Source organism: Anaerobutyricum hallii, assembly GCF_900209925.1.
Classification (GTDB): domain Bacteria; phylum Bacillota; class Clostridia; order Lachnospirales; family Lachnospiraceae; genus Anaerobutyricum; species Anaerobutyricum soehngenii.
In genome coordinates, this window is sequence record NZ_LT907978.1 from 1,617,393 (window position 1) to 1,629,609 (window position 12,217).

Annotated in this window: 8 protein-coding genes and 2 pseudogenes; all 10 read right to left on the minus strand. The window is 43.1% G+C overall.

From position 1 onward, the window contains the following. Window positions 1-7: 7 nt before the first annotated feature. Window positions 8-2,824, minus strand: a complete 2,817-nt coding sequence (locus EHLA_RS07315) for a CD1108 family mobile element protein (RefSeq protein ID WP_226896992.1) — start codon at window positions 2,822-2,824, stop codon at window positions 8-10. Between the two features lie 3 nt (window positions 2,825-2,827). Continuing rightward, on the minus strand, window positions 2,828-2,938 hold the full coding sequence (locus EHLA_RS07320; RefSeq protein WP_008688066.1) for a hypothetical protein: 111 nt from the start codon (window positions 2,936-2,938) through the stop codon (window positions 2,828-2,830). A 16-nt stretch (window positions 2,939-2,954) separates the two neighbouring features. After that, window positions 2,955-3,335: pseudogene (locus tag EHLA_RS07325) on the minus strand (VirB4-like conjugal transfer ATPase); the annotation flags it as partial. 94 nt (window positions 3,336-3,429) lie between these two features. Further along, entirely contained in the window at window positions 3,430-5,358 is a 1,929-nt protein-coding gene (ltrA, locus tag EHLA_RS07330; RefSeq protein WP_242970684.1) for a group II intron reverse transcriptase/maturase, read from the minus strand. Between the two features lie 742 nt (window positions 5,359-6,100). Further along, window positions 6,101-8,188 (minus strand): annotated as a pseudogene (locus EHLA_RS07335) (VirB4-like conjugal transfer ATPase, CD1110 family); the annotation flags it as partial. Continuing rightward, window positions 8,070-8,534: a PrgI family protein gene (locus EHLA_RS07340; RefSeq protein ID WP_005344185.1), complete on the minus strand. Its 465-nt coding sequence runs from the start codon at window positions 8,532-8,534 to the stop codon at window positions 8,070-8,072. The pseudogene EHLA_RS07335 and the gene EHLA_RS07340, both read right to left, overlap by 119 nt. Window positions 8,535-8,557: 23 nt before the next feature. Beyond that, window positions 8,558-9,427, minus strand: a complete 870-nt coding sequence (locus EHLA_RS07345; RefSeq protein ID WP_054337277.1) for a VirB6/TrbL-like conjugal transfer protein, CD1112 family — start codon at window positions 9,425-9,427, stop codon at window positions 8,558-8,560. Window positions 9,428-9,439: 12 nt separating this feature from the next. Further along, window positions 9,440-9,655 (minus strand): Maff2 family mobile element protein, encoded by a 216-nt coding sequence (locus EHLA_RS07350; RefSeq protein WP_017144663.1) that lies wholly within the window; start codon window positions 9,653-9,655, stop codon window positions 9,440-9,442. A gap of 121 nt (window positions 9,656-9,776) precedes the next feature. Continuing rightward, window positions 9,777-11,636, minus strand: coding sequence for a VirD4-like conjugal transfer protein, CD1115 family (locus EHLA_RS07355; protein ID WP_330400042.1), 1,860 nt, complete (start codon window positions 11,634-11,636; stop codon window positions 9,777-9,779). A gap of 23 nt (window positions 11,637-11,659) precedes the next feature. After that, window positions 11,660-12,151: a PcfB family protein gene (locus EHLA_RS07360; RefSeq protein WP_008371518.1), complete on the minus strand. Its 492-nt coding sequence runs from the start codon at window positions 12,149-12,151 to the stop codon at window positions 11,660-11,662. Window positions 12,152-12,217 lie beyond the last annotated feature (66 nt).

Below are 12,217 nucleotides of genomic sequence, written 5' to 3' on the forward strand. Positions count from 1 at the left end.
TTTTTTCTTACCATCGTCCAAATCCATAGAAATGGCTCTGCCAGTATGGGGAATTGATGGACGTATACTGCACCGGATGTCCACAATGGATCATCTGACCATTGCCTACATAGATTCCGATATGCGTTACCGGCTCCCCTGCGTCGTAAGTTCCAGTAAAGAAAATCAGATCTCCCGGCTGCGCCTCCGACTGGGATACTGGTGTACAAATGTTGTACAGTCCCTGTGCTGTTAGTCTTCCTGTATTCCTTACACCAGAGTTTGTCAGACAGTAGCTTACAAATCCAGAACAATCGAATCCACTTGGGGAATATCCACCCCATACATATGGTGTTCCAAGATATCTCGCTGCTTCATTTAACAAACGCTGTGCTGCTTCACTGGTATATTCATTGCCGCCAAAGCCTGCTCCTTCTCCAGTTTCCAGATAAAAGATCGGGTTTAACCGCTCTCCATTTTTCAGAAGTTCAATATGAAGATGGCTTCCTGTGGAATTACCAGTATTTCCTACAAGACCTATCTCATCACCTTTCGTGACGGATGCTCCTGCAGATACACTCCGGCTGCTTAAATGTGCATACCGCAGTTCATAACCTTTTCTGTCTTTGATAATGACGTAATTTCCATAGCTGTCGTTATAAGCAGAAGTTGTAACTGTTCCGGTCAGTCCTGCCATCACTTTTGTTCCCTCCGGTGCTCCGATATCCATACCATTATGAAGCTGATTTGCTCCTGATATTGGATGAATCCTGTATCCATAATAGCTGGTCACACTGGAGTACCAGTTAAAATCAACCGGTGTTGCAAACATCTGCAAGTTGCCTTTTGTATCGTTGTAGGCACTGAACAGTTCTTTCTGGAAAAATCCCAGCCTGTCCTGACAGATTGACATCAGGTTTCCACTATTTAAGGTGACATTCAGCACATCTACATCCCTTGTCCTAGTCACTTCCACTTCCTGACTTCCATTATCATCTGCCAGATAACATTCCCATGTCTGATGTCCATGTGCAGATGCCGCCGCATGATTATCATAGTAGACGTCAAACTGTACCCCGTATCTTGCGAAAGCTCCGGTATCTTCTACCGTATATTCGACACCATTCATTACCACCTTTGTTCCCATTGGAACAAACGGATTGGAAGCATCTACCGCTAAGGTGTGATTGGCTGTTGGATATGCTCCACTGGCAGTTGGTCCTCCGCTCCAAATACCACAGCAGATTGGACAATTACAATATCCGCTTGTTACAACCTGTCCCAAAGATTCTCCAACTCTTACTGTTGCTGTCTCTGTCACAGTCTCATTGACCGCTTCTGTAGTCAGATGATATTGCTCTGCAAACAAAGCATCCAGCTCCGGCTTGACCTGTTCAAACGTAAACTCTTCATACTTTGCTGACAGATAACTGATCAGGATAAACGGATCATGCTCAATAGGTCCGATGTTATATCGGTATTCCTCATGTCCCGGTTCTTCAGATTCCATGTTGTTGATCCGCTCCTGCAGATTAGCTTCCAGCTGTGTATAATACAGTTCCGCTTCCCGGATTGCCTGATCCGATGACAGATAACTGGTTCCTGTGTAAGTGATCACATTTTGTAAAAACACTGCAGAGCATGACGTGACATTCGTTATGATCAGAAACATCAATCCGATCAGAACTGCTACACTGATATACACTTTCCGGTTTTCTTTAAAGAAGTTGGTCACTTTGCCGCCAATCTTCTTGATATAATCAATCGTACCTTTTGCAGCTGTTCCTACTGTCTGTTCACTTCGCTTCGCTTTGGCATAATCCCGTTTGATCTGTTGCTTCTGAATCTGCTTTTTCAGCTTCTTCTGCTCCTGACGGGCTGCCGCCTGTGTCTGTTTCTCTACCTGTCTCTCCAGTCTGCTTCTCTTTCTGGAAGCCCTCTGTTTCCTTCGTCTGGCACTTCTCTGTTCCAGCCGGTAAATACCTTCGCCGCCTTCTTCCAACTTATGGGCACCTTCTACCGCCGCATTATCGTCTTCATTTTTGCTGATCTCACGGTGCAATGCTACGGAAGTTGCACTTCCTGCTTTCTTGACAACAGAAGCTTTTTCTGTTTTCACAGATTCCCCTTCACCAAACTTCAAACGGGATTTTTTCTTTCCAGGAGATTCTCCTTCATTTGCCTGATAGACCTGTGCTTTCTTGGAATGCTGCTTTGCTTCCTTTCTCTTTCTTGCTTCTTCATAAGAAAACTTTTTGGCTTTTTCTTTCTGTTTCTGATGGCGGAAATTGACTCCATCCGTATCCATCTGGTTCAATTTCTCCATATCTTTGTCATTTTTCACAGAAGCACCAGTTTCCTCATAAGCAAACTTCAAACGTTGTTTTTGTTTAGGCTTTTTGCTGCCACCGGTCTGATTTCTCCGGCTGTCTCCCCTGTTTTCTGATAGATCAGCACGTTTATCTTTCAGTCTCCCTAACTGTCCGACTTCGGATTTTTCTGCAAGTCTGGATTCTTTTCCGACTTCAGCACGGATTCTTTTTCTATTTTGCTGCTTACTACTCTGTCCAAAATCCCCACTTTGCTTCTCTGTCCGTATCAGTTCCGGTGCATCTCTGGATTTTTGCACAGAGGGACGAATATTTTTCCCACTCCGTTCAGACTGGCGGGGAGACTTATCCACAAGGTTTTCTTCTTTTTCCCCCTGTTTTCTTCCCATCTGCACATCACTGGCACGGTTACTGACACGAACAGAAGATTTATCTGTCAGGTTTTCTTCCACCAGACCATCCTTGGTCATCTTTTGGACTTTCTTGTCCCTGACTTTCATTCTCTGTTCTGCCACTACTTACTCCTCCTTCTTCGGATACCCTTTCCCTGCCTGTAATAAGCAGAGAAAAGCGATGCCGAAAACAGCACCGCCACTAAAAGTTAATACATATGAAATTGCTCGTAACATTGTTTTCTCCTTTGATTTAACCTGCTTCGGAAGTCTCCTCTAAGCGGGTTGTCATGATTTTATAGAGGGAATTCTTCGGGAATCTGTCTACAAATGGGATAATGACATTTCCATAGAACAAAAGTCCTTCCCCCTCATTACTGTTGGTTACATAGGACAGCTGGGTTGGTGAGATATTCAGCTGCTTTGCCAGAATCTGCCTGTCTCCGGAAGCCTGGTTCAGCATATAAATAAAATCTGAATTTTCAAATATATTCTCTATCTCCCTGGAAGACAATAAATCTTTTATATTCTGGGTGATTCCAGTTGGAATACCACCCCATTTACGAAATCTCTTCCATATCTCCACACTATAAGCTGCGGTCTGCTCTTCCTTCAAAAGAAATCTCGATAGGTCAGACGCTTTCACGCCTTTCGCCCCGAGCCACACCGTGCAAGCAACTTTCATTGCACACGGCGTTCCATGGGATAAGTCTTTATTGCTAATACAGTCACTTCAAAGTCTGGTTAATTGTTATAAGGTTAATTGCTTCCAATCCTGCTTTAGCTCTCCATTTGTTGAGCTTTGCAATCTTGGCAGGTCCCCTACAATCGAATAAATCGATGAGGGACTTGATGATTTTCACGTCATTAGAATAGATAAGGCTCTTTATATCTTTGTGTACGATTCTGAGGTTTGCATATTCATCCGTACCACCTTGGCTTGGTGGATTAAGATATATGCATTCCACATCTTCAAACGCAAGAGACACCTTTGAGAGTTCACACTTACCCTTTGATGCCACAAATCTTGATAGGCGGTTGTCACAGAATTCGATACTATGATTCGTGTCGTTATCTCTACTCAACTTCAACAGCGTTTCTCCATATTCAGATTTAGCAAGCATGCGGTGAATACGTTCACGTCCCTGTGGGGTGTAACGATTGGTGTCCACTCGGTAGAACATTGGATTTTGCGTCCTACAGTATGCTACAGGAACGACAATCATACCATTGATATATCTAACCTGTTTGGACTCCCCATATTTCTGATAGAAATATTCGTCCATCGCACCTTTCAATGTCGGCGGTTTTTCCTTGGAGAGGTCAGCCCGACTATTCAGTCTCGTCTTCATGGTTATGTCAATCGACGGGAACAGTCTGTGAACATCTGAATTTATCATAGTAGCCATGTTATAGTACTGATGCATACCTACGACTGCTTGGTTGTATCTGATGAGGTCATCGTGCTGTGATTGTTCACTCTCGTGAGATTTACAGGCCTGCGCCATGGCATTTTTCAGCTTCACTCGTTGAGAATTGATGGCTTTGTCAGTCATATGAGACTTGATAGACCATTTCTTTCCCTTCTTGTAAAGTTTAAATTTTATGCCTAAGAAGTCGCTATAGCCTTTGGTAAGATTCGTAATTCGTGACTTATCTGGAGATGTTTCCAGCTTTAGTCTGTCCATTAGCCATTGCTCGACCGCATGCTTTAGCTTGGAAGCATCAGAATACGACCTGCAAAATATCTTAAAATCATCCGCATATCTCACTATGTGGCACTCTTTCAATCTGGACTGTCGCAACTTCTTGTACAGATTCCCTTTATTCGGAGTACCATTTTTATTCATATAAATATCGCTTTTCAGAGGATGCTTTGCAGGCATTTCCTCCCATTGACTGGCTATCCACCAATCAAGCTCATTCAGCACAATATTTGCCAGTAAGGGACTAAGTACACCGCCCTGTGGCGTGCCTTTGTCGGGTACCGTTCTAACCCCATTTTCTTCAATTGGAGCTTTTAGCATTTTTCCAATTAAGGAAATCAGCCTTTTATCACGTATTCCCATCGTCCATATCTGTTTTAGTAGCTTTCCATGGTCGACATTATCAAAAAATCCCTTGATATCTACATCAACTACATAGTGGAATCCGTCCACCTGCGCCAGTTTGTAACACACGGCAACGGCATTCTTAGTGCTACGATTCGGTCTGAAACCATAACTGTGCCGATAAAACTTGGCTTCGCATATAGGCTCCATGACCTGCAACACGCTTTGTTGTACAATCCTATCTAATACCGTAGGGATTCCTAATGGTCGCATTTTCCCATTTGGCTTTGGGATATATACCCTTCTCACCGCTTTAGGCTGATAGTTAAGAATTTTGTCCCTAACACATTGAACCAATGCTTCCTCTGACATCTCAGCTAAGTCCTTAAAGGTCTTACCGTCGACACCAGGTGTGCTGCTTCCTTTGTTTGATTTGAGATTGCGGTATGCCATTTTGATATTGGCATCTGAACCGATAATACTTATCAGATTCGTGAAAATCTTTTCGCTCGCACTATCCGCATATAATGCGTCCTGTACTTCGACCATGCCGTAGTACTCAGCATATCGGATAGCACTTTTCTTTAACAATTCCTTTCTTTGCATAGTCAACATCACCTCACTCTCGCAAGACTTGTTTCTCTTAGTCATACTCGAACCTATGAATGTTAACTGCATTACTTTATTACACTTGTTTTGTCGACTGGCAGACTGACCAGTCGTCCCACTAGAGGCTGTTGCTCCACTCCCATTACAGAAGCTTCATCGCTCGTGCCTCCGCTCTCACAACGATAAAGGTAAGTTATACAGTGTGTTTTCCTTACCAACAGGTCATAGCATGTGCAACTGCTCGCTGTTCGTTGCTTTCGACGTTCCAATATGATGCAATATACTGTACTTAGGTGCTTCCTTTGAGCCTGCTGATTTCCATTGCCTGTAACAATGCTCCGACTTTCACTTCCACCCAGTTACTTTTCGGTAATCAGCGCCAAACCGTTGGCATACGCTTTTCAACGCATTCGAATTTTAGACTCTTTAAATCGTCAGTTCGTCCCCACTTCCGTGGATACTCACCATATACAGCTTCACTACATAATCACAGGCAACCCACACCTCTGTGAATCTTTCCTCAGCCTTACCTGTTAGGACCTGCTTTTTGCTCTTCACCCTAACTTTTGACAACCCGATAGTTCTTGCACAACTATCACGCTGTAGGGAGTTTGTGTGTGTCCCTTCCGGGCGTTACCCCTTCATTTGAACAACACCATATCAGTTGTATCAGTAGCTTTTCTTTTTATGGACGGCTACTGACCCCGCTGTCTATTCAACAAGCGGAACGTCTCGTCCGATGGAACTCATCCACATAGTATCTGGTGGACTTATGAGCAGAACGGTTCATTGTTACCCTGTTCCAGACCTGATCCTGAATGACAAGCATCCCAATCTTTTTCAACTGCTTACCAAGTTCCTTGATATCAAAGCAGACAATGCGGTTATTGATGTCCACGTTTGTCTGATGGTTAAACACATTCAAAGAACCTGTAACATAGATTTCCAACGAAGTGGCCAGTCGCTGTGCTTCTGGCTCTTCCTGTTTTCTCAGAAGGTTATATAAATCCTCCAAGATTGGCATCTTCTCCGGTACTGGATCGGCAAGATATTCCTGATATACTAACCGCACACAACGGTCAATGATGGTCTTTTCTACCGGCTCCAGTCCATTCTTTCCTCCAACAATCAGCTCACACAAAGACAGAATAAAATCTGCTTTCAATGACAGTGGATTATCTTCCTCGGAATAGTTCAGGTTCAGATCCATTGGATTGATATACTGGTCAGATACTGGCGAAACCCGAACTACCTGCCCATGCAGTGCCTGCACAAGTGCCGAATATTCGGCTTCTGGATCACAGATAATGATATCGTCTTCCGTGATCAAAAAGCAGTTTGTAATTTCCCTCTTTGCTGAGAAAGACTTACCGGAACCTGGTGTACCAAGAATCAGTCCATTCGGGTTCTTCAAACGTTTCCGATCAACCATGATCATGTTGTTGGATAATGCATTCAATCCATAATAAAGAGCTTCCCCTTCCTGAAACAGTTCCTGTGTCGTAAATGGCACGAAGATCGCTGTTGAAGATGTGGTAAGCCCTCTCTGAATTTCAATCCGATTGACTCCCAGTGGAATACAGGACATGAGTGCTGCTTCCTGCTGATAATCCAGTTGTTTTAAAGAACAGTTATATTTCTGTGCAATTCCCTGCACCTGGAAAATATTGTTATCCAGTTTCTGACGCTTCCTTGCGGTATTCATCACCAGAACCGTTACAAGAAACATTCGTTCATTTCTGGACTGCAGATCTTCCAACAGGTTCTTCGCCTCTTCTCCATAAGTCACAAGGTCCGATGGAAGCACGTCCATATCATAACCGGAACGTACTGCCCGCTTCTGCTCTTCAATCTTCATCTTATCCAGATCTGAAATCTTGCTCTTGATCATCTTGATCGCAGAACTCTGGTCAATGGACTGGATATGAATGTTAACATTGATGCTGTCATCCACATCCAAGAAATCTGCAAGCATCCGGTCTGTAAGCTCCGGTGCCAGAATCTGCAGATAACTCACACTTCCCATCGTTCTTCCCATCAAAAATGTCTGATTCTTGGAAAAGTTAAAGGAAGTCGGTGCAATAAAATCTTTGGTCTTTAATCCTGTTTCCGGAAGCATCTTATACTGGAACTTAAATGGTTCAATCCGATCCTGGTTGAACACATGATACAGAATCTCCAGCCTTTCCAGACCATTCAGGGAATGCGCCTGTGCTCCCAAAACCTTAAAGTTATTTAAGATATCTGTTTCGATTCTTTCAAGCCTTGGTCTTGCCACCTTCAGGTTTTCTGCTTCGATTCCAAAAGTGATATACTTTGTCTTTACCAGACCATTATTTCCTTTGGAAAGCTGATTTTTCAGCATAGTACGGTACTCTTCACGAATGGCATTGAAGTCATCGTTCTGATCCGGAATATCAATACTTTTTTCAAATTCTGCCACATCCACCTGCTGATTGATAAAGGACAGCTGCACACTGATGGAAGAATCAAAGTAATTTAAGAAATCACAGTAATTTTCAAATATCGTGGTCTTATCCTCATTTAGAGCAAGCTGATAGTTGATGTCATAAAACTGAATCGTCTTGGAGAAAAAGGTCTTTGTCACCTGGCAGATACCATCCTGCAGCATCCGAATATACGGAATACTCTGCTGTGCAGTTGTAGGAATGTTTTTCTGTTTCCTACGATCCCGTTCCTGCTTCTTTCTACGCTTTTCCTGTTCTCTTTCTTTTCTGCTTTTTTTGTTTCTTCTTTCCTGACGGTTTCTTTTTTCCGCCAGGGACAGACGCTCCTGCTGAGCCTCCTGCTTTGTCTTTTTTGCCATCCGGCACACCCTCCTTTTTCACAAGGGTGGAAATCTCCTGATAAAAATTTTCTGTCTTATATGGTCTTACTGCCGGACAGATAAACTTCTGTCGAATGATATTTGCCACCACTTTTTCAAAGGGAAGACCGTCTTTTTCATACATTGCCATGAAGAAAAACGGAAGCATGATCGTTACCATCAGGATGGCTGCGATACTGGAACCGATTGGTTTTCTCATGACCAGATAAAACGGAATTCCCACAACTGCGGCAAGTGAAAAGAAAATCAGCTGCCGCTTTGTCAGATTTAACGCTACTTTTGTTTTGACCTTGGTAAGGTCTTTTGGTACTGGTACATACGCCATGGTATGCGCTCCTTTCCTGGCCGTTAGTGGGCATTAAATATTGATTTGCTAAGGCTTCCGGTCTTGAATAATGAAAATGCAAGAATCACGGTATAAGCCGCTACTGAAAACATTGCTGCATGAAGGTCACTGGATATGGTCATTGCATTTACTAAAACTGCATAAATTCCCACACAGACCATCATGAAGAATCCCTGAAATGCCAGTGCGAACAAGCCTTTTAAATAGTTGTTTCCGATATTGCCCCATTCCTTATTGGTCATGGTGGCAAACGGAATTGGTGCTATGGAAGTATAAAGGTAAATTTCTATCATTCTTCCGAACAAGATTACCGTAATGATAATTGACAGAATGTGCATGGTAACACTGATCAACATCGTTTCCATGGATAGCAGGAACAAATCCCCTAACTCCATATCCTCCAGGGCATCCACAATCCGTGTAATTGCTTCTGTTGCATCCACCGCAGTGTTTCCTGATATCACCCCTGCGGCATTGTTGACCACATGCTGGCCAACATCAAAGACCGCCATCGTGATATTGAACGTATTTGTCACCAGATAAATGGCTACATACGCTTTGAAGATCCAGAGGAAAATGTTATAAGTCTCAAATTCATGGAAATTGTTTTTCTGTGTTACCATCGTGATCAATTCATAGCACAGGACAAAGGTGATGATCAGTCCCGCAATGGGGACAATCACCGTTTGGGATATATTCTGAATCAGATTAAAAATCCCTGCATTCCATCCTTGCGGTGTCTGTCCCACCTGCCCGGCTATGGTTCCCACCTGCTCATTGACAGACGTGAACATGTTATCCAAACTTGACTTAATAAGCCCGATCAGGATATCCTTTATCGCTTCCGTAATTCTCTCAATGATGGTGTTCATCTACCACTCCTCTTAAGAGAACAATGTTGCCAGCTGTGGAATCAGGGTAGTTCCCAGCAGCATAATTCCAGCACCAGCCATCAGCTGTTTGATGCCCTGGCTCTTAGCACCGGGATTGTCATTTCCATATCCTTCCAGAAGGTTTACGACACCCCACACGCCAAGACCTGCGCCGATTGCGACTACAAGAGTTTTTAAAGTTGTAATTGCACTGCTAAAAAATGCCATATACATTCACCAAAACTGACTTCTTTCAGGTGTTTACGGGAATGAAAAAACACCGACTAAAAAGCCGGCGCACCTAATGTCAGTTATTCCTTTCCTCATTATTTTTCGTTCATTCCCAAGGTTACTCCGACAACTCCACCTGAATTACCTCCACTTCTTCTTCGGGTTTCGGTGTGTACTGCGGATTTAACTCTTTTTCTACTTTGTATCGGTTTTTCTCATTTTCATCTGCAAGAAACCGATAATTTTTGTGTTTCGTGATATCATATTTGTCTGAGAAAAATGGTCTGGCACCACGAATCTGCAGGATACATTTTCCTCCATCCATGACTGCAATCTCATCTTCTGTCATCAGCTGTTTGCCTGTTTTCTGGTAATTCAATCCAAAGGACTTCTGATTGCTCCTCGTTTCCGAAGTGTTATACAGATCAATGGTTTCCTTACCCAGAAGTTCACTCATTTCCTTTAAGGTAGTTTTCTCTTTTCCACCAAGAAATAGTGTAGTATCACAGTTACCCAGAATGGTATCTGCACTATCCTTATACATTGCCTTTAGCTGACTCTGTGACTGCAAAATAATAGAAGCAGAGATTTCCCTGCTTCGGATAGTTGCAATCAGCTTGTCAAACTGAGGAATCTGCCCGATGTTGGCAAACTCATCAGCGATGACACGCACATGCACCGGAAGTCTTCCACCATATACATCGTCTGCCTTATCACAAAGCAAATTGAAAAGCTGTGACTGCAGCATCGCAATCACAAAGTTAAAGGTTGTATCTGTATCGGACATAATCAAGAACAAGGCTGTTTTCCTGTCCCCAATCTTATCCAGTTCCATTTCATCGTAAGACATGATCTCACGAAGTTCTGCGATATCAAATGGGGCAAGTCTGGCTCCACAGGATATCAAAATACTTTTCGCTGTCTTTCCAGCCGCCATTTTGTATTTTTTATATTGTCTGACCGCAAAATGCTGAGGTTCTTTTGCCTCCAGCTCTTCAAACAACATATCCACCGGATTCTGGTAAGTTTCATCCTCTTCACGGGTTTCACTTTCATTCAGCAGATCCAGAAGGGTGTTGAGATTTTTTTCTTCCTCTTTCCCCTCGTACCAGATAAACGCAATCAATGCTGTGTACAGCAATTTCTCTGCTTTCACCCAAAAATCTTCGGAAGCTTTTTCCCCTTCGCCTTTGGTATTAACAATGATTGTTGTAACCAGCTTCAGGATATCTTTTTCAGACCGTATATAAGCAAATGGATTGTAATGAAGCGATTTGGAAAAATTGATGGTATTCAGAACCTTAATCACATATGGCTCATGTACCACTTTTCCAGATTTATCTTTCATGATATTTCCATTCTTATCTTTCTTAGGTGGTCCCTTTGCTAACATCTTCCCACACTCTTCAATCAAAGTGCCTTTCGGATCTGTAATGACCATGGAACAGTTCATCTGCATGACCGATGGTTTTACGAAAAAACGTGTCTTACCGGAACCACTGCCGCCGATGACCACTATATTTTTATTTCTTGCATACTTCGGCTGCTTCGGTCTGCTCTCCATGGTCAGTGCTTCTGTTGCTGTCAATGGAATGTTCATCCATGGATCTTCCGACATATAAGGCTTGATATCCTCTGCGGTTCCCCATCTGGCTGAACCATACTCGATGCCTTTCCGTAATTTCTTTGCGTCTGCCTGTTTCTGCCAAACCAACACTTTCAGAACGACTGCAACAACAATACCTGCTAGCAGATCTTTCCAGTTATTGCTTAACACAAAACCAGCAAAAATCCGGTCTGCGTGTTCCATTGCATATAAAAATTTGTTCCCCATATCTTCTCCCGGACTGTTCCGGTAAAGAAAAAATGCCCGGTCTGCATAGAAAGCAGCCAGAGCATAAGGGATATTTGTAAGAACCAGTTTCTTTTTATCCAGGGCGGACAGCTTACCCCCGATTTTATTCTTCCACTTCTGCATCAGAGTTTTGCCGCTTTTCTTTTTCATCGACTCTGCTCCTGATGCCGGTTCTTTACTTTGTCCTTCGTCTTCTTTGGCATCATTGCCCGGTAAGCTGCAAGACGCTTATGAATGGAAGGCTTATTCGCTTTTTGAATCTGTTTCTGGGAAAACTCACGGAAAGCAGCATTGAGGGCATCCTGATCACGTCCCTTGAAAAATACCAGATAAACCGGAGGATCTTTGCTCTTGTCTTTTTTCAGAGCATAATTGATCCCGTATTTTCTGGCATACCGTTCAAAGGACTTGATATTTTTGTCCGTGATCTCGATATTGACCATCCCGGCATTCTGTTTTGCCAGCTCTTTTACCGTGACCTTTCCCTGTTTCGGCTGATTTTTCTGTGCTTTCTTCTCTACTGATTTCTGCTTCTGATGTCGCAGATACGCAACAAGAACCTTTTTCAACAGGTCTGCTGTAATCTTAGTTGCCCGAATACAGAACGTGACCGTTTTCTGAGTTACCTCTTCCTGCATGACTTTTCCCTCCTTTCAGCGATTCAACTGCTGTCCAGATCTGTAATCATGGCAATCACCCCCTTT